Consider the following 18,586-nt stretch of genomic DNA (forward strand, 5'->3'; position numbering starts at 1 on the left):
CTGCCCACCGATCTGGCCCACCAGCAGATCATCGTCGATCCCCAGGGTATTCTGGCGGGCTGGAAGGACCAGTTGGCCGTCTATCCTGATGCGCTGCGGATATCGGTGATCCGCCAGCACCTAGAGGTGCTGCGTTACTGGGCAAATGACTATCACTACGCCAGCAAGGTGATGCGGCGCGATCTGGTGTTTCTGGTCGGGCTCACCGGCAAGCTGGCGAACTCGATCCTTCAGGTCGTGTTCGCCGTCAACCGGACCTATTACCCGGGCGACGGCTGGAACCTGGCGATTGCCAAGGATCTCGTGCTTCTGCCGCCCGATTTCATCGAGCGAATGACCGCCATTCTGGAACCCGGTCATGACACCGAGTGCTGGCAGCGACAGCGCCATGCGCTGATGGACATGATCGCCGATCTGGAGGTCCTGACAGGCGAGTAATCCGTGCCAGCCATCGTCGCCGTGTTGAGGAGCATGGTCCGGCGGGCAAGGAGCAGACGTTTGCACCGTGCCTACACGAACATCGACACCATCATAGTCACTGAGGAGGAACTATCGTGAAACTATCTCTTATTCTGGCCACCGCCGCTTTGGTGGGAACCTCTGCCTTCGCCATGCAGGTGCAGGCACAGGATGCTCCGGTCAATCTTACCTGGCAGATGTGGGGCGACCAAAGCGATCAGGCGCTGTGGCAGAGCCTGGCCGATCTGGTCACCGAGCAATATCCCAACATCAAGGTCACCCCGCAAATCTCGGGCTGGACCGACTACTGGACGCGCCTGCCGGTGCTGGCGTCATCGGGCGAAATTGGCGACATCGTCGCCATGCAGTCCATGCGCATGCCCAGCTTCTATTCTATTCTCGAACCACTCGACGCCCATTTTGCCAGGGACTCGTTTGACATCAAGGCCTTCGAGCCCTCCATCGTCAGCGGCCTGTCCCATGATGGCGCCGTCTACGGCCTGCCCTATGACGTCGGCCCGTGGCTGGTGTTCTACAATCGCGACAAGTTCAAGGCCGCGGGCCTCGCCGAGCCGGCGATGGATTGGACATTTGACGACTTCAAGGTCGCGGCGGAAAAGCTGACCTCGGACGGCAATTACGGCTACGCCACTCAGGCCTTCGACTACATCGCCGGCCCCGTGGCGCTGGGCGCCGAATACTTCAACGACGGCAACCAGTTCGACGTGACCAATGCCGGCTATGCCGCTGCGGTGGGTAAGTATGTCGACCTCACCGCAGTCGACAAAGCCTCGCCGGTGTTTGCTTCGGGTGCCAGTGCGGTGCAGGCCAGCGGCCGTTTCGCGTCAGGCACTGCGGCCATGTACATTGACGGTCCGTGGTCGATGATCGCGGCCGCCAAGGGCGCGAACTTCGAGATGGGCATTGCGCCGCTGCCGCGCGGCGATGGCCCGTCCCGCTTCATCACCGCCGGTTCCGGCTTCGGCATCGCCGCCGCCGGCCAGCACAAGGAGGAGGCCTACAAGGCCCTTCAAGTTTTGACCGGTCCAAAGGCCGCCGAAATCCTCGCCTCCGCCGGCCGCGCGCTGCCCGGTCGCCTGGCCGAACAGCACTTCTGGTACGATGTGGCCGCCAAGGACGTGAAGGGCACCCGCGAAACGTTGGAATATTCGTTCGCCCACGCCACCCCGTTCCGCCTCAACGACACCTGGAACGAGTTCGAGAACCTGATCACCCAGTACATGCCTCTGGCCCTGAACGGCGACAACACCACCGATGGCGTGCTGGCCGATATCCAGAGCCAGCTTCCCTAAATCCGGCTGTGCCTGGCCGGGCAACCGGCCAGGCATCACCTGACATTCAGACCTGCTGAACTGTCGCCAGAAGGGAAAATCCGATGGCTGTCGTCGAACGAACTGCCGCCCAGAGGGTGGTGACCAGAACCCGTAAAAGCCGGCCGGAGCGGGGCGAGGGAAGAACCGCGTTCTTCTTCCTGCTGCCGAGCCTGATCGGCGTGACGCTGTTCCTGGTCGTGCCCATCATTGCATCGGTGGTGCTCAGCTTCACCAATTGGAAGCTGCTGGGGCAGCCTCAGTTCGTCGGCTTCGCCAATTACATAAAACTGTTCACCGCTGACCCGCAATTCTGGCCGGTGGTGCGCAATACGCTGTTCTTCACCTTCGAATATCTGGTGCTGAACATCATAATCTCATTGGGGCTGGCGGTTTGGATATCCAGCCTCAAGCTGGGACAGCGATGGTTCCGGGTGATCTTTTTCCTCCCAACGTTCACGCCGGGCATCGCTGTCGCCATCGTCTGGATGCTGATCTTTGCGCCCGGCGGCTTCTTCGACTTCGTCACGGGCTCGCTCGCCATTCACCTGCCAAATCTTCTGACCGACCAGAAGCTGGCCATGCAGGCGGTGATCATTGTCTCGCTCTGGGCCGGGGTCGGCTACAATACGGTGCTGTTCAACGCAGCGCTCGACATGGTGCCGGCCAGCTATCTGGAAGCCGCCCGTATCGACGGTGCTTCGGCCTGGGACCGGTTCTGGAAAATCCGCCTGCCGCTGATTTCGCCGACGCTGTTCTTCGGCACGGTGATGACGGCAATCACCTCGCTGCAGGTGTTCGACCAGATCTACGTGATGACGCGCGGCGGGCCGGGCTCGGCCACGGCGACACTTGGCTATTCGATCTTCCAGAAGGGCTTCCAGAACTTTCAGATGGGCTACGCCTCGTCCATTGCCTGGGTGATGTTCGCCATGATCATGGCGCTGACCGCATTCCAGTTCTGGCTTCAGCGCAAATGGGTGCACTATGACAACTAGAGCCAAGGCAAAGGCCGACGCCCGCCGCACGCTGGCACTCGATATTCTCAATCACGGCGCGCTGGCGCTGGTGGCGCTGCTATTCCTGTTCCCGTTCTTCTGGATGGTGTCCAACGCGGTGCGCAGCAATGCCGAAGTGCTGGCAATCCCGGTGCGCATCCTGCCCACCGTGTTCGACTGGGATAACTTCGCCAAGGCCTGGACCACGCTGCCGTTTGGCCGGTTCTTCCTCAACAGCGTGATTGTGTCGGTCAGCGTGACAGTAATCACCGTGCTGGTGTCGTGCCTGTCGGGCTATGCCTTCGCCCGGCTGAAGTTTCCCGGCCGCGACAAGCTGCTGATGGCGTATCTGGCGACGCTGATGGTGCCGGGGATCATGCTGATCATTCCGCTGTTCTTGATCGTCAACAAGCTGGGGATGATCAACACCTTCCAGGGCGTCATCCTGCCGGTGGCTTTCGGCACGTTCGGCTCGTTCCTGCTGCGCCAGTTCTTCCTGTCCATCCCGCTGGAGCTGGAAGAGGCGGCGCGCATCGACGGGGCATCGCGGCTGCGCATTCTGGTCAGCATCATCATCCCGCTCTCCATGCCGGCCATCGGCCTGCTGTCGCTGTTCACCTTCATCGCGCAGTGGAACAATTTCCTCTGGCCGCTGATTGTGATGACCGGCGCAGACAACGCCACGCTGCCGGTTGGCCTGACCCTGTTCCAGACGCAACAGACCACGGCCTGGAACTACATCATGGCCGGCGCGACGCTGTCGATGATCCCGGGCGTCATCCTCGCCGTCGTACTGCAAAAGCTCATCTACAACAGCATTTCGCTGAATGCCGGCATGGGCGGTCGCTAGGCGATCGTCCGACAATCACCTCGCAGGGGAACCGAAATGGCCAATGTAACCATCACCGATGTCGTCAAGAACTACGGCCAGCTCGAAGTTCTGCACGGCGTGTCCGCATCCGTGACCGACGGCGAATTCGTCGTGCTGGTCGGCCCGTCCGGCTGCGGCAAGTCCACGCTGCTGCGCATGATTGCAGGGCTGGAAAGCATCAGCGATGGCGACATCGAAATTGGCGATCGCGTGGTCAACGACCTCGAACCCAAGGAGCGCGACATCGCCATGGTGTTCCAGAGCTACGCGCTTTATCCGCACATGACGGTGCGCGCCAATATGGCGTTTTCGCTCAAGCTGGCGCGGCGCAGCAAGCAAGAGATCGAGCAGATGGTCAATCGCGCGGCCGAGATTCTCGATCTATCGGCGCTGCTCGATCGCTATCCGCGCCAGCTGTCGGGTGGCCAGCGCCAGCGCGTGGCCATGGGCCGTGCCATCGTGCGCAATCCGGCAGTGTTCCTGTTCGACGAGCCATTGTCCAATCTCGATGCCAAGCTGCGCGTGCAGATGCGCGGCGAGATCAAGGCCCTGCACCAGCGGCTTGGCGCCACGATGATCTATGTGACCCATGACCAGATGGAAGCCATGACCATGGGCGACCGGATCGTGGTGATGCGCGCGGGGGTAATCGAACAGATGGGCACGCCGCTCGAAATCTACGACACGCCGGCCAATAGTTTCGTTGCTTCGTTCATCGGTTCGCCTTCGATGAACCTCATCGATGGTGTGGTGCACAGTGCGAACAACCAACTCGTGCTGCAGGCCGACGATGGAGCCACCTGGCCACTGCCGTCGCATCTCAACGTCAAAGCCGGGACAGCAGTTCAACTCGGCATTCGCCCCGAGCACATCTATCTTGATCCCGCCGGGCTACCCGCCGAGGCCATCATTATCGAGCCCACTGGCGCCGACACCCATGTCCAGTTGCGCGTCGGCAAGCAATTGCTGACCGGCGTGTTCCGAGACCGCCCCGATATTTCCCTCAATGCCACGTTCCATGTCCGTCCAGACGTAAGCCGTGCGCATGTATTCGACAGGGTCTCGGGAAAGCGTATCGGCGCCTAGCAGCGCAGGCGCCAAACGGCTACGTGACTCATCGATTCCGGGTGAGAGGCCCCGTTCGCAATCTGACTGGTGCTCTCCACAACGTCGGAGCTTCATGCTGGGAAATCGGCGACGACGATCTTGCCGCGGGCGGCGCCGGTTTCGACCAGTCGATGGGCCTCGCGCATATTGGCGGCGTTGATGGGCGACAAAACTTCGGCGAGGGTGGTGCGAATTCGTCCCGCGTCGATCTCATCGGCCACAAAGCTGAGGAGTTCGTGCTGTTTGATCATGTCCGGCGTCGCGAACATGGATCGGGTAAACATCAGTTCCCAATGTAGGCTTGCGGCCTTGGTCTTGAGTTCTCCCATCGGCATCGGCAGATGCGTGTCATCGATCGCTACAATTCCACCCTGTGGCCGGATCAGCTCCACCGCGGCTGCCCAGTGCCGCATGTCGTTGAAGATGGCGATGTGATCGACATATTTGAGCCCCAGGGCCCGCACCTGCTCGACTAGCGGTTCGCGATGGTTGACCACATGATCAGCGCCCAGTTCCTTGACCCAGGCAATGGTCTCGGGCCGCGAGGCAGTGGCGATTACCACGAGGCCGGCGCGCTTGGCGAGTTGGATGCCGATCGATCCCACGCCGCCGGCCCCTCCGATAATCAGGATCGATTGCCCCGCATCGGCACCGCCGCGGTCGATGCGCAGGCGATCAAAGAAGGACTCGTAGGCGGTGATGGTCGTCAGCGGCAGTGCCGCGGCCTCGGCGTGCGACAGGCTTTGCGGTTTGCGTCCGGCAATCCGCTCGTCGACCAAGTGGAATTCCTGGTTGCTGCCCGAACGTGTCAGGTCGCCGGCATAATAGACGGCGTCGCCCGGCCGAAACAGCGTCACTTCCGATCCCACGGCCTCGACCACCCCGCTCGCGTCCCAGCCGAGAACCCGCGGCATGGGCTCCACTTTGGACTTGGGCGAGCGAACCTTGGTATCCACCGGATTGACCGCTACGGCTTTGACGGCGACGAGAATGTCATGCCCCCGCGGTGCGGGCTTGGGCAGCTCGACATCGATGAACGCATCCGGATCGCTGACCGGCAGGTAATGGGTAAGTGCAACGGCTTTCATGCCTTGTGTCCTTGCTGATTGCGCCCAGTTCGGCGCGCTGGCCGGCTTTGGCGATGATGCGCGCCACCAGTGATAGCGCCGGGGCAGGTAGAGTTGGTACGCATTTACACCGTATGGACTTTTCTGATAATTGCGGAACTTCTGAAATGATAATTCGGATATTCCGAGCAATGCTGCTGGATAACCTGGCGCTCTTCCTGCGCATCGTTGAAAAGGGCGGCATGGCGGCAGCCGGACGTGAACTCGGCCTGTCGCCGGCGACGGTTTCCGAGCGGCTCGCGGCCCTTGAGGCCTATTATGGCACGCGGCTGCTGACCCGTACGACCCGCGCCATCAGCGTGACGGAGGAGGGGCGTCTGCTGGTTGACGGCGCTCGGCGATTGCTGGCCGAAGCAGGCGAATTGGAAAGCCGGGTCCGCTTGGGGGCGGAGACCATTTCGGGCCCGATCCGACTGAGTGCGCCGGAGGATTTGGGGCGCTGGCGCATCGTGCCGCTTGTCGACGACTTCCTCGCCGCCCACAAGGATGTGACCATCGATCTCAATCTTACCGATGGCTATGTCGATCTGGTCGGGCAGGGCATTGACCTGGCGGTACGGCATGGCACGCTGGCGGACAGCTCGTTGCGCTCGAAACCCATGGGCGAGAACCGGCGCCTCGTCTGTGCCGCGCCCGCCTATCTGCACGCGCATGGTGCGCCGCAACATCCCGACGAATTGGCCATGCATGACTGCATCGTCATGCGCTTTGGCCAGAACATTGACCGGGAATGGCCATTTCGTGTCGACGGACAGCCCTATGCGGTATCGGTTGGTGGACGGCGCATTGCCAATGATGGCGGGCTGGTGCGCCAATGGTGCAAGCAGGGCTTTGGTATTGCGCGTAAATCGGAACGTGACGTGGAGGAGGACCTGGCGTCCGGCGCGCTGGTCGAAATTCTGCGAGATTACTCTGCCGGAGGTACTGGGCTGCAGATTGTATACCCGCAGGGCAATATCCAGCCACGCCGGGTGCGCCTCTTGATCGACCATCTTGCCTCGGCCTTCGGCTGACAGCCCCGCTCAACAGGGAATCATCGGCATGACCCGCCTGATCTTTCTTGCCGCCGCTGGTCTTGCCCTGGCGAACGCCGCAATCATTGTGGGGAGCGCCTTCATGCTGGGCAGCGGCGCGCTGATTATCAGTGCTGTCGTTGCCGTTTTATTTGTGGCCATCGCCGGCCTGCTTGTCGTTGTCGATCGCCACCTGGCGCGCCTACGCCATCTCGTCAGCGACGGCGGAATTGATCAGGCAGCCTCCGCCCGGCTGCGACCCGCCCTCGGCAAACTCGGGCTCTGGCTAGGTGTCGCGGCCCCGGGTCGGTTCGCTGCGCATCGGACCGTGCTTGTTGGCGTTCAGGCTTTGGACCAAAAGCACTGCCTGATATGGTGGATTCGGCGGCGGTTCTGCCGACTGTCCAACCCGTAAAAGAGTACCCTACATGTCCGACGTTGGGATCATCGACATTCGCACCTTCTGGCAAGCTGTCGGCTTGCGAGCTGTCGGCACCGCCATCGTGACCGCCGAAGCGGGGGACGGACCGCGCGGCTTCCTGGCGCTATCGGCGACCCATCTATGCGCCGAACCGCCGATGATGATGATCTCGGTCGACAAGAAAACTTCGGCGCTAGCGACCATTCTTGAGGCGGGTCATTTCGCCATCAATTACCTGAGCACCGAGCAAGCCGAACTCGCCGGACCGTTCGGCGGCAAGGGCGACCTCAAGGGCGCCGAGCGGTTCCAGCTCGGCAGTTGGACGAAGCTGGCGACCGGTGCACCCATATTGGTGGGCGCGTCCGGCGTGATCGATTGCCAGGTGGAGGAAACCATCGAGCGGTTCGGCACGCTGATCGTGATCGGGCGCCTCATGGATTTCAGCGTCACCGAAGGCGCTGCCCCAATGGTATCCTATAAGGGAAAAACACTTTGAAACCCCAGCCATCGGCTCTCCTCATCATGGATTTCCAAGATGAGATCGTCGCTAGTATTGCCGACGCCACCCTCGTTCCGCGGGTCGCTGAGGTGCTCGCCGCAGCGCGTGGCGCCGGCATACTGGTGGTGTTCGTCGTGGTGGGCTTTCGCCCTGGCTATCCCGAGGTCGGAGCCAGCAATAAGAGCTTTTCCGCTGCAACCGGCCCTAATAGACATCGCTTTGATAACGTTGCGTTTTCTTGAGGTCGGCGACGAAGGTTTTGGCTTGCTGGTCGTCGAGGCCACCATGCGTCGCGACAATGGAGACCAGGGCTGCCTCGACGTCCTTGGCCATGCGCTTGGCGTCGCCGCAGATGTAGAAGTGGGCGCCGGCGGTGAGCCATTGGTAGAGCTCGGCGCCGGCTTCGATCATCTTGTGCTGGACATAGGTTTTCTGGGTGCCATCGCGGGACCAGGCGAGCGATAAATTTGCCAGCATGCTGGATTGCTGCATCACCTCCAGCTCGTCGGCATAGAAGAAATCGGTGGCTTCGCGCTGGTGGCCGTAAAACAGCCAGGCTTTGCCCGGCGCGTTGACCGCCTGACGCTCCTCGAGGAATGATCGGAAAGGGGCGATGCCGGTGCCGGGACCGACCATGATGATCGGGGTACTCGGATCGGCGGGTAGGGCGAAGCCATGCGCCTTTTGCACGTAGACCTGAACATCCTTGCCGGTGTCTGCACGGTGGCCGAGGAAGGTGGAGGCGCAGCCGTGGCGGGTGCGGTCGGCGATATCGTAGCGGACGACGTCGATGGTGAGAGTGACTTGGCCGGGGACCGTCTTCGGCGATGAGGAGATGGAATAGAGGCGCGGCTGCATCGGTTCGAGCACTTCGATCAGCGCTTCGGGATCGGGGTGGATGCCGGGGAACTTTTGCAGGGCGGCGAGCACGTCGAGCGTGGCGATATCGCCATCGGGGTCTTCGCCGCGTGCGAGGGCTTGGGCTTTCTTGCGGCGGTCGCCGCCGGTCAGGTAGGAAATGAAGGTGAACAGCGAGTCCGGCGCCAGCCCTAGCGAGGTGTCCTCGATCAGCACGTCGCGGAGGCTGCGGTCGGCAATGGGGAAATCGGCGGGAATATCGAGCGCGGCGATGATGGCATCGGCCAGTTCGGGCGGGTTCTTGGCGAAGACGCCCAGGCTATCGCCGGCCTCGTAGTCCAATGCCGAGGCCGACAGGTCGATTTCGACATGCATGGTGGTTTTTTCCGAGCCTTCGCCATTGAGGCGGCGGCGCGAGAGCAGGCGGGCGGCGACCGGATGGGTGCGGGAGCGGCCGGGGAGGGCGGGGGTTTCAGGCCTGGCGGGCTTGACCTCATCGGGATCGAGCACGCCGCCGCCCATTTCCTCGACGAGAGTTTTGAGCATCCGCGCGGTGGCCTTGCCGCCGGGGACGCAGAGGTTGAGGCGTGGTTCGGCCTGTTCGGTGATGGCCGAGGCGTAATTGGCGCAGCTATAGCCGCACTGGCCGCAGTCCTGCTGGGCCATGGCGGCCATCATGCGCTGCTGGAGCGGGCGCGGGGCGGCCATGGCCATGCGCTCCTCGATGGGCAGGGACGGGTCCTTCCAGGGCGTGCTGGTGTCTTGCTTGGGCGCCGCCACTTCGGCGACCGGGGGCCGGGACTTCAGCAGCGTCTCGAAGAAGAAGCCGTTGAGCCATTTGCGCTGCTGCTCGCTGAACGGCGCGTCGGCGGGGATGATCTCGATGGGGGCGGCGACGTGGATGCTCATCAGGCAGGCTCGCTGGCGAGAGTTTTGAGGGTGGCGACGTCGTGACGATTGGCGAAGGCGAAGAAGCTTTCGGTCTCGTGATCGCGGTGCTTGAGGTAGGCGCCGAGCAGGCTCTCGACAGCGCTAGGGCATTGCTCATTGGGGATATCGCGAAAAATTTCGCGGCCAATTTTGGCATCGGCGCCGCTGCCGCCGCCGACATAGATGTGGAAGCCCTCGACGGGCTCCTGATCTTCGCCGGGGGTGATCTTGCAGGCGACGAGGCCAATATCGCCGATATAGTGCTGGGCGCAGGAATGGTGGCAGCCGGTGAGGTGGATATTGACTGGTTGGTCCATGGTGAGGCGGGCCTCGACCTGGGTGGCGATCAGCTCGGCGGTGCCCTTGGTGTTGGAGGCGGCGAACTTGCAGCCGGTATTGCCGGTGCAGGAGACGAGGCCGGCGCGGATCGGGGTGGCGGTGGTGGCGAGGCCTAGCACTTCGATCGCAGCGACCGCATCGGCCACGCGGGCATCGGGGACGCCCGACAGCAGCAGATTTTGCCAAACGGTGAGGCGGATATCGCCGTCGCCGAATTGGGCGGCGATTTCGGCAAGGCCGCGCATCTGCATCGCAGTCAGCTTGCCGCTGGGCAGCACGACGCCGACCCAGTTGAAGCCGGGCTGGCGCTGGGCGTGCACGCCGATATGGGCGAGGCGATCGGGCTGTGCGCGATCCTTGACCAGATCATCGGCAATGCGGGTCAGCGGCGTGCCGAGCGTTTCCTCGACGGCGGCGAGGAACTTTTCAAAGCCCCAGGCATCGAGCAGGTATTTTAGGCGGGCCTTGGTGCGGTCGGTGCGGTCGCCATGGTCGATGAAGACGCGCACGATGGCATCGGCGACGCGGGTGGCATCGGCGGGCTTGAGATAGACGCCGGTGGGGCGGGCGAAATCCTGGTGGCCAGTAATGCCGCCCAGCGCCAGCCGGAACCACACGCCGGGCTCGGTCTCGCCGCCGTCGACGACCTCGACGGCCTGAAAGCCGATATCGTTGGTGTCTTCGAGCGCAGCGATCTTGCCGGCGCCGTCAAAGGCGACGTTGAACTTGCGCGGCAGGCCATGCAGCGTGCGATTGTTGAGCACGTGATAAGCCCATTCTCGGGCATAGGGTCTGGTGTCGAGCAATTCCTGCGGATCAATCCCGGCGGTGGGGGTGCCGGTGACATTGCGGATATTGTCGGCGCCCGAGCCTTTGGTATGCAGGCCCAGATCCTGGATCGCCTCGATCAGGCTGACGGCCTTTTCGGCGGGGATTTCGCGGATCTGGAAATTGGCGCGGGTGGTGATGTGGGAATAGCCGCCGCCATGGGTGGTGGCGAGCATGGCGAGCCCTGCCAATTGCCAATGGTTGAGAATGCCATTGGGCAGGCGCAGGCGGCACATATAGGAATTCTGGTTGGGCGCCACGTAGAACAGGCCGTGGAAGCGCCAGCGGAAATTGTCCTGCGGCTTGGGATATTGCCCGCTTTCCGCCTGCGCCTTCATGCGGGCATAAGCATCGTGTGGATGTTCGTCGCGCTTGAAGTTTTCCTGATCGACCAGCGTGCGGCCCTCGGCTTCGATGCGGGCCATGGCCTTGAGGTGGGGCGCATCGGGGCCGACCGGTTCGGCCGGGGCGGCAGCGCCACCTCCGGCCGAGCGGGCCGCGTTCATGCCCGCGACGAGGCCTTCGAGATAACGGCGCTGTTCGGGGCTGAAATCGCTGTCCATGCTCGATTACTCCGCGGGAACGGTGGTGGCGGGGACGGCGGCAGAGACGCGGGCCTGCTTGCCATTGGCCAGCCAATAGGCGCCGCCCATGAACACCACGCCGGCAATCACATTGCCCAGGGTGACAAAGCCCAGATTGTAGATCGCGCCGCCCAGGGTGACGGTATCGGGGTGGGGGGCCAAGAGGGCGATGGCGAAGACGGTCATATTGGCGACCGAGTGCTCATAGCCGCTGGCGATGAAGGCAAACAGGCACCAGAAAATCATGATCGCCTTGCCGGCATCGTCCTTGGCGCGGACGGCGCTCCAGATGGCCAGGCACACCAGCCAGTTGCAGAGAATGCCGCGGGCGATCAGTTCGAGCGGGGCGGCGTGCATCTTGGCGGCGGCGACGGTGAAGATCATGTCAGCGCCGGTTTTGAGGATTTGACCGCCGCCGCCCATGATGAAGAGGGCGGCCACGAGGACCGAGCCGATCAGGTTGCCCACCCAGGTCATCACCCAGGAGCGGCCGAGGCCCGACATCGGCACCGTGCCGCGCAGCACGCCGAGGGTCATGATCATGGTGTGGCCGGTGAACAGTTCGGCGCCGGCGAAGATGACCAGCGACAGGGCGATGCCGAAGCTGGCGCCCATGACCAGCGGGCGAATGGAGGCATCGACCAATTGGCCCAGGCTGAAAATCAGGATGATGGCGAGGCCCACATAGGCGCCGGCCATGGCCGAGCCGATCATGAAGCCAACTGGATTATCGCGGATGGCGCGGACTTTTGCGGCGGCGGTGTCGGCGAACTGGTCGATGGTGGATTGATACATTGTCGTCCCCTGTTGCGTTGAGCCAAAACGAAAAGGCCGCCAACGGGACAACCGCCCGGACGAGCCGGGGGAATCCTGTTGGCAGCCTTGCCTATCTGCGGCGCCCGTCATTGGACGCCAAAGCGATGCGATCACTCGCTTCGGAGTTGGTGTTGCAAGGGGCGTGCCAGTTAGGGAGCGTGAGGGATTTCAGCGGGTTAGCGGAGTGAGTGTACCGTGCAACTGGCCGGACAACGCACAAACGTGCGGCATGTTGATTATAAATTGGTCTTGATGGCGGTGTGATTAAAATCTAGTCAATGTCGCGGGCGTTGGAAATTGGGCTGCTGAAATTGAGACTTGGACAGCAGTTCGAGAGCCACCGAAGAGTCCCCTCCCGCTTGAGGGGAAGGTTAGGGTGGGGGGAGGGTGGAGCATGAGTGGAGCTCCACTCGCGTGGCGAGCCACCCCCACCCTCAATCCCTCCCCTCAAGGGGGAGGGAGGCCGTCCGGTGTCTGCTTGGGCACCAAGGTTCTGAAAGTCGATTGGGCCTAAAGCGGCGCGGACCAGTCGAAAAGGGCGCCGTCGAAAAAACCATCGGGTTGAACGCGCAGGGGGCCTGCGGGGGTAGGCAGGTCCATCGGCTCGGTGATCAGGCCATCGATCTTGTAATCATCGGCCGGCATCGGAACGCCCAGCGGCGCCAATGCGGCGCGATAGAGATCGGGGCGATAGGCCGCGGCGGCGAGAGCAGCATTGGCGGGGCTGGCCGGCACCTGGCCCCAGCGCGCCATCTGCGCATAAAACCAGATGGCGTGGCTCTTCCAGGGAAAATTGGCGCCGCCAGCATAGGGCACATAGAAGCGCTCGACCTGGCGGACGGCATCGGCGCCGATGGCGAGTTGGCCGGTGAGGGCACCGGCGACAAGTTCGGCCGGCTGGTCGAGAAATTGCGGCTGCGCCATGATGCGCGCGGCCTCGGGCAGATTGGCGGGCGTGCTGCACCAGAGCGCGGCGCGGTGCAGCGCCCGGATCAGGGCGGCCAAGGTCTCGGGATTTTGCTCGGCCCAAGCAGCGCGCATGCCCAGCACCTTGTCGGGGCTAGAGCGCCAGATGTGCGATTTTGTGGTGACAATCCGCGCAGTCCCGGCGCGTATTGCGACGCCGCCCCAAGGCTCGCCGACGCAATAGCCATCGATGACGCCGGACGCCAGCGCGTCGGGCAGCAGCGGCGGGGGGAGGACGACGATTTCCACGTCACGGTCAGGCACTACGCCGCTGGCCGCCAGCCAATAGCGCAATTCGTAATTGTGCGAGGACTCCTGATGCACGACACCGAAGCGCAGGCGCTTGGCGGAGGCGCCCACGCTTGCGGCCAATGCCAGTCCGGTCGTGGTTGGATCGAGGTCGTCGGTGGCCCCATTCGCCAGCATCTGCGACCACAGGTCGAGGCTGACGGTGACCGCATTGCCGCCATGGCCCAGCACCATGGGCGCGATGAACGGCACGGGCAGCGGCGACAGGCCGAGATTGGCGGCGACGGGCATGGGCGCCAGCATGTGGGCGACATCGAAATGGCCAACGCCGACGCGGTCGCGAATATTGGCCCAGGAGGTTTCGCGCACGAGGCGCAGTGCCAGCCCTTCGGCGGCGGCAAAGCCCTGTTCCTCGGCCACCACCAGCAGCATGCTGTCGGTCAGCGGCATGAAGCCGGCGGTGATGATGGTTTGGCTCATCTCATGGCTCCAAGAGGCCCGCGGCGGTGATCAGGCTTTGGGCGATATCGGCCATGCGCTTGTTCTGGTTCATCGCGGTCTTGCGCAGCAGGGCATGGGCGTCGGCCTCGCCGATATTGCGCGAGCGCATCAGGATGCCTTTGGCCTGCTCGATCACCTTGCGGTCCTCCAGTTCGCTGCGCGCCTCGCGCAATTCGCGCTTGAGGGCGGAGAAGGCGTTGAACCGGCTGATCGCCATATCGAGGATCGGTTTGACGCGCTCCTTGCGCAGGCCATCGACGATATAGGCCGAGACGCCCGCCGCTACAGAGGCCTCGATCGAGGAGGTATCGGAGCGGTCGACGAACATGGCGATGGGGCGCTCCAGCGCGCGCGACAGGGAAAAGAAGTGTTCGAGGCGATCGCGGTTGGGATTTTCGAGATCGATCATGACGACGTCGGGGGCGACCTGCTCAACCACGCGGGCGACAGCGTCGATATCCACCACCACCGCGACGCGGCTATAGCCGGCCTCGCGCAGGCCTTCCTCGATGATCGAAGCGCGGATGGCATTGTCGTCGATGATGAGAATTGAGAGATCGGGTTGGTTCACGCGCGCATTCTGGCTGAGCGGCGCGAACAAGCAAGTGCGGCTGATGCATGCGTCGTCTGCGGGAGGGCGCAGGTTCGTTTTACCGAGCGGTATTGAAATGGAAGTTGGTTACGCAAAGGCACCGAACAACGCATGGCCATGCCTTCGGGCGGGGCGGCGAAGCTGGTAGCCTTGCGGCCCTCCTCTCCCTATTCGTCCCCAAAGGGCTATCATGGCTAAACTTACCCTCATCAGCTTTCCGACCTGTCCATTCGTGCAGCGCGCCGTTATCGCTCTCAAAGAGAAGGGCGTCGATTTCGACGTGACCTATATCGACCTAGCCAACAAGCCCGACTGGTTCCTGGCACTATCGCCGCTGGGCAAGGTGCCGGTGCTCAAGGTGGAGCGCGACGGGCATGAGCCTGCGATCGTGTTCGAAAGCGCGGTGATCCTGGAATATCTCGAAGAGACGGCGGCGGGCGTGAAACTGCATCCGGCGGATCCGCTGGAGCGGGCGCAGCACCGTTCGTGGATGGAGTACGGCTCGCAATTGCTGGGCGATATCTTCAAGTTCAACAGCGCCAAGGATGTCACCGAGCTGGATGCGGCGCGGCAGGGCGTGCTGGCCAAGTTCAAGCGGCTGGAGGATACGGTGACCGGGCCGTTCTTCGCGGGCGAACAGTTGAGCTATGTGGATACGGTGTTCGCGCCGGCCTTCCGCCAGCTGGATGCGCTGGAGACGGTGGTGCATACGGGGCTCTTCGACGGGTTCCCCAAGCTATCGTTGTGGCGCCAGTCGCTGGCCGCGCGGCCGAGCGTCAAGGCTGCGGTGCCCGACAATTTCGTCGAGCTGCATCTGACGCGGTTGCGCAATAATGACGCGCAGGTGCTGAAGCTGGCGGCCTAGGAATAGACTGCCGGCAGCGCTGAGGCTGCCGGCGTTTGGTTATTTGCGGGGCTGGAGCAGCGCCAGAACCATGGTCAGCGCGGCCATGATCGCGGCGAAGGCAACGGTGCCGATGACGGAATAGCCATCCACAATGTAGCCGCCGATCATTGCACCCACGGCAATGGCGACCTGGAAGCAGACCACCATCAGGCTGCCGGAGGCTTCGAGGGCGTCGAGCGCGGCGCGGGACAGGTTGGTTTGCAGCACAATTGGCGCGGTGCCGAAGGCAAAACCCCAGAGGGCCACGAAGCCGAAGGCGGTGCCGCTGTGCGTGCCCCAGAGCAGCAGCGCCAATGTGGCGGCCGCCAGGGTGACGCCGGTGACCACCAGGCCAACGCGGACATTGGCATCGGCCATGCGCCCACCAGCGATATTGCCGATGACGCTGGCGACGCCATAGCCCAGCAATGCCCAGGCCACGGATGTGGTGGGAAGCTGGGTAACCTGTTCAAGGAAGGCGCGGACATAGACGAAGCCGGCGAAATGGCCGGTAACCAGTAGTAGCACGGCCAGCATGCCGAGTTGCACGCCACGCCGACGCATCAGCCCGAAGATCTCGCCCAGGCTAGTGGCTTTGTCAGCGGGGAGGGTGGGCAGGCTGATCAATTGCAGCAGCATGGCGATTGCTGCCGCGCCGGCTGTTGCGGCCATGGCGGTGCGCCAGCCGAACCAGTCGCTGACGACGGCGCCGATCGAGGGGGCGGCGATGGTGGCGAGCGATACGCCGACAAAAATGATGGACATGCCCCGGCCCAGCGAGCCGACGCCGACCAGCCGCGCTATGACGGCGGCGGACAGCGACCAGAAGGATGCCAAGGCAATACCGAGACCGGCGCGACCCAGGAGCAGTATCCAGAAATCGGTGGCGGTGGCGGCGACGATATTGGAAATGATGGCGAGGGCGCTAAGGCCCACCAATACGGTTTTGCGGTTCAGCTTGCCGATGGCGACATTGGCGAACAAGGCCGCGACCGCGCCGACGCTCGCGGTGGCGGTCACCACCTGTCCGGCGGTGCCTTCGCTGATGCCCAGATCGGCGGCCATCGGGGTGAGCAGGCCGGCGGGCAGAAACTCGGCCGAAACCAGCGCGAAGGTGGCGACCGCCATGGAGACAACGGCGAGCTTGGTGCTGGCGCTCCAGCGGTCGTCGGCCACCGCCAGGTCGTCCAGTGGTAAAGTTGTGTCAGTCATAGAAGAGCCTCCAAGTTTGGAGGGCTTTCATAAACGAGGCCGTTCGGACGATATGTATCCTAAAGTCCGAATTCTATGGCCGTTTGTCCGGAAAGCTCGCGCCGGACCGCGCCGGGGGAGGCGCCGGTGGTGCGTTTGAAGGCGCGGGCAAAAGAAGCTTCGGATTCATAGCCCAGCCGGGCGGCGACTTCGGCGACCGCCGTGCCGCTCTGGCCGAGCCATTCTTGGGCCAGTTGCATGCGCCAGCGCGTCAGGTAATGGGCTGCGCCTTCCCCCAGCAACGCGCTGAAGCGTTCGGCAAAAACCGAACGTGATTGCCCGGCGACGCCAGCCAGGCTCTCCACCGTCCAGTTATTGCCGGGATCGCGGTGCATGGCGGCCAGCGCCCGGCCTACATGCACGTCGCGGATGGCGGCGAGCCAGCCGGTGGTCGAAGAACTGGTGCAATCGACCCAGCAGCGGATCAGTCGCGCGGTCAGCAGATCGGCCATGCGCGACAGGATGGTGGCGCCGCCCATGCGGGGCTGCGCGGCCTCGGCGGTCATCGCCGCCAGCAGAGGGCCAACCATGGGATCGTTGGCTTCTATGTCGCGGCTTTTGATGATCGAGGGCATCAGGCTGATCAGGGGATGCAGCGCGCGGGCGCCCAGCGCCATCGAGCCGACAAACAGCGTGCTCGTCGGCCCGGTGCCGTCCTGCACCATCTCACAAACATTGCCGCCGAAGCGGGTCACCTGGCAGCTTTTGAGCGTATCGCCCGCGACATCGGGCGCGCTGGCCAGCCGATGGGCATTGCCCTGCGGCAGCAACACCAGATCACCATCGTTCAGCTCCTGCCAGCCAAATTCATCGGTATGAATCCAGCATGGACCCTTGCTGACGAAGTGGAAGCGCAGCAGCGGCTGTTCGGCAAAACCAATGCCCCATGGGTGTTGCAACTCGCAGCGCCCATAGCTGACGCCGCTAAGGCGAAAATCCTGCAGGACCTCGCTCAGGGCATCCATGGGGACGGCGGACGGCAAATAGGGTTCGGACGAATGGTAGGGCATTTAGTCATCCTAACCTACTAACCGTCCGAACGGCAAGAGGCTGTCAGACGACGTATTGGCGCCAGTTATGCTGTTCCTTGAAACCCAACACATCACGGATTTTCCGGTTGGAGATTGGTGCTTCGTATTCGCCCATGGCGCGGGTGATGGGCGAATTGGGGGCCCACTGCTTGAGGAAGGCTTCGGTGGGCGCATTGGCGGTGATCTGGTCGTTCACGGCGTTGAACACTTGATAGCCGAGGCCATCCTTGGCAATGCAGAGATCGACAATCTGGCCGAGATCGCGGGCGTCGATATAGCTCCAGGCATTGCGCTTGCGCGAGGCGGGATTGGCGAGGAAAGCGGGGAACACGGTGTATTCGTGCGGCTCGATGACGTTGCCGATGCGCAGGGCGTAAATGTCGATGCCGCTGCGCATGGCGAAGGCGCGGGCGGTCTTTTCGTTGACCACTTTGGAGAGGCCGTAGGAGTCCATCGGGTCGCTGTCGTAGTCTTCCTCAAGCGGGAAACTGTGAAAATCCTTGTCGCCTTCGGCAAAGCAGACGCCGTAGGTGGTTTCGCTGGAGGCGATGATGACCTTCTTGATGCCCAGCTTCACCGCCGCTTCGATGACATTGTAGGTCGAGTTCACATTGGCGGTGAAGGTGGTGTTGTCCGGCCGCAGCAGCACGCGCGGCACGGCGGCGAAATGCACGACGGCGTCTATTGGAGCGGGGCCATTGCCGGTGGTGAAGCCATCGAAATCGAAATGCATGGACAGGGCGTTGAAGGTCTGGCCGCTATCGGTGAGGTCAGTCACCAGCGTGTTGACGCCGGGATGGTTGAGGGGGACCAGATCGAGGTTGAGGACCTTATAGCCCTTGTCGAGCAGGTAGGGCACGACATGGCGGCCGGCTTTGCCGCTGCCGCCGGTGAAGACGATGCGCTTGGTCATGAGAAAGCTCCGAATT

The 18,586-nt window shown here is 63.0% G+C and carries 19 protein-coding genes; 10 read left to right on the forward strand and 9 right to left on the reverse strand.

The features are described from left to right. Positions 1 to 30: 30 nt before the first annotated feature. From ABIB57_RS18445 to ABIB57_RS18465, 5 genes are all read left to right on the forward strand, one after another. Positions 31 to 438 (forward strand): DUF4037 domain-containing protein, encoded by a 408-nt coding sequence (locus tag ABIB57_RS18445; protein WP_354042817.1) that lies wholly within the window; start codon positions 31 to 33, stop codon positions 436 to 438. 116 nt (positions 439 to 554) lie between these two features. Further along, positions 555 to 1,772, forward strand: coding sequence for an ABC transporter substrate-binding protein (locus tag ABIB57_RS18450; protein ID WP_354042656.1), 1,218 nt, complete (start codon positions 555 to 557; stop codon positions 1,770 to 1,772). A gap of 83 nt (positions 1,773 to 1,855) precedes the next feature. Beyond that, entirely contained in the window at positions 1,856 to 2,788 is a 933-nt protein-coding gene (locus tag ABIB57_RS18455) for a carbohydrate ABC transporter permease (protein WP_354042657.1), read from the forward strand. Next, the gene (locus ABIB57_RS18460; RefSeq protein WP_354042658.1) at positions 2,778 to 3,638 is read left to right on the forward strand and encodes a carbohydrate ABC transporter permease; all 861 of its coding nucleotides are present in this window, start codon (positions 2,778 to 2,780) and stop codon (positions 3,636 to 3,638) included. The genes ABIB57_RS18455 and ABIB57_RS18460 overlap by 11 nt, the downstream gene beginning before the upstream one ends. A gap of 36 nt (positions 3,639 to 3,674) precedes the next feature. After that, complete coding sequence (locus ABIB57_RS18465; RefSeq protein ID WP_354042659.1) at positions 3,675 to 4,745, forward strand: ABC transporter ATP-binding protein; 1,071 nt, start codon at positions 3,675 to 3,677, stop codon at positions 4,743 to 4,745. 92 nt (positions 4,746 to 4,837) lie between these two features. On the opposite strand, the gene ABIB57_RS18470 is transcribed toward ABIB57_RS18465, so the two are convergent. Then, the gene (locus ABIB57_RS18470; RefSeq protein WP_354042660.1) at positions 4,838 to 5,854 is read right to left on the reverse strand and encodes a zinc-binding alcohol dehydrogenase family protein; all 1,017 of its coding nucleotides are present in this window, start codon (positions 5,852 to 5,854) and stop codon (positions 4,838 to 4,840) included. A 170-nt stretch (positions 5,855 to 6,024) separates the two neighbouring features. Here ABIB57_RS18470 and ABIB57_RS18475 point away from each other — a divergent pair, with 170 nt between their 5' ends. Genes ABIB57_RS18475 through ABIB57_RS18490 form a run of 4 tightly spaced genes read left to right on the forward strand, consistent with a single transcriptional unit; the run spans position 6,025 to position 8,068 of the window. After that, the gene (locus ABIB57_RS18475) at positions 6,025 to 6,906 is read left to right on the forward strand and encodes a LysR family transcriptional regulator (protein WP_354042661.1); all 882 of its coding nucleotides are present in this window, start codon (positions 6,025 to 6,027) and stop codon (positions 6,904 to 6,906) included. 28 nt (positions 6,907 to 6,934) lie between these two features. Continuing rightward, positions 6,935 to 7,321, forward strand: a complete 387-nt coding sequence (locus ABIB57_RS18480) for a hypothetical protein (protein WP_354042662.1) — start codon at positions 6,935 to 6,937, stop codon at positions 7,319 to 7,321. A 13-nt stretch (positions 7,322 to 7,334) separates the two neighbouring features. Beyond that, entirely contained in the window at positions 7,335 to 7,823 is a 489-nt protein-coding gene (locus ABIB57_RS18485; RefSeq protein WP_354042663.1) for a flavin reductase family protein, read from the forward strand. Positions 7,824 to 7,849: 26 nt separating this feature from the next. After that, positions 7,850 to 8,068, forward strand: coding sequence for a cysteine hydrolase family protein (locus ABIB57_RS18490; RefSeq protein ID WP_354042664.1), 219 nt, complete (start codon positions 7,850 to 7,852; stop codon positions 8,066 to 8,068). Here the strand turns inward: ABIB57_RS18490 and ABIB57_RS18495 are convergent. From ABIB57_RS18495 to ABIB57_RS18515, 5 genes are all read right to left on the reverse strand, one after another. Next, a complete protein-coding gene (locus ABIB57_RS18495; protein WP_354042665.1) occupies positions 8,031 to 9,593 on the reverse strand; it encodes a sulfite reductase subunit alpha in 1,563 nt (520 codons plus the stop codon). The two genes, ABIB57_RS18490 and ABIB57_RS18495, sit on opposite strands and share 38 nt — an antisense overlap. After that, complete coding sequence (locus tag ABIB57_RS18500; protein WP_354042666.1) at positions 9,593 to 11,344, reverse strand: NirA family protein; 1,752 nt, start codon at positions 11,342 to 11,344, stop codon at positions 9,593 to 9,595. The genes ABIB57_RS18495 and ABIB57_RS18500 overlap by 1 nt, the downstream gene beginning before the upstream one ends. Before the next feature lie 6 nt (positions 11,345 to 11,350). Continuing rightward, positions 11,351 to 12,160 carry a nitrite transporter NirC gene (gene nirC / locus ABIB57_RS18505; protein WP_354042667.1) on the reverse strand — a complete coding sequence of 270 codons (810 nt, stop codon included), beginning with the start codon at positions 12,158 to 12,160 and terminating at the stop codon, positions 11,351 to 11,353. Positions 12,161 to 12,691: 531 nt separating this feature from the next. Beyond that, positions 12,692 to 13,876: a CmpA/NrtA family ABC transporter substrate-binding protein gene (locus ABIB57_RS18510; protein ID WP_354042668.1), complete on the reverse strand. Its 1,185-nt coding sequence runs from the start codon at positions 13,874 to 13,876 to the stop codon at positions 12,692 to 12,694. Between the two features lies 1 nt (position 13,877). Then, a complete protein-coding gene (locus tag ABIB57_RS18515) occupies positions 13,878 to 14,468 on the reverse strand; it encodes an ANTAR domain-containing response regulator (protein WP_354042669.1) in 591 nt (196 codons plus the stop codon). A 208-nt stretch (positions 14,469 to 14,676) separates the two neighbouring features. On the opposite strand from ABIB57_RS18515, the gene ABIB57_RS18520 reads away from it, so the two are divergent. Then, on the forward strand, positions 14,677 to 15,354 hold the full coding sequence (locus tag ABIB57_RS18520; protein WP_354042818.1) for a glutathione S-transferase family protein: 678 nt from the start codon (positions 14,677 to 14,679) through the stop codon (positions 15,352 to 15,354). 39 nt (positions 15,355 to 15,393) lie between these two features. On the opposite strand, the gene ABIB57_RS18525 is transcribed toward ABIB57_RS18520, so the two are convergent. Genes ABIB57_RS18525 through ABIB57_RS18535 form a run of 3 tightly spaced genes read right to left on the reverse strand, consistent with a single transcriptional unit; the run spans position 15,394 to position 18,570 of the window. Beyond that, positions 15,394 to 16,587, reverse strand: a complete 1,194-nt coding sequence (locus ABIB57_RS18525; RefSeq protein WP_354042670.1) for an MFS transporter — start codon at positions 16,585 to 16,587, stop codon at positions 15,394 to 15,396. A gap of 59 nt (positions 16,588 to 16,646) precedes the next feature. Further along, the gene (locus ABIB57_RS18530; protein WP_354042671.1) at positions 16,647 to 17,636 is read right to left on the reverse strand and encodes an AraC family transcriptional regulator; all 990 of its coding nucleotides are present in this window, start codon (positions 17,634 to 17,636) and stop codon (positions 16,647 to 16,649) included. 43 nt (positions 17,637 to 17,679) lie between these two features. Next, positions 17,680 to 18,570 carry an NAD-dependent epimerase/dehydratase family protein gene (locus tag ABIB57_RS18535; RefSeq protein WP_354042672.1) on the reverse strand — a complete coding sequence of 297 codons (891 nt, stop codon included), beginning with the start codon at positions 18,568 to 18,570 and terminating at the stop codon, positions 17,680 to 17,682. Positions 18,571 to 18,586 lie beyond the last annotated feature (16 nt).

The organism is Devosia sp. UYZn731, from assembly GCF_040546795.1.
GTDB lineage: Bacteria > Pseudomonadota > Alphaproteobacteria > Rhizobiales > Devosiaceae > Devosia.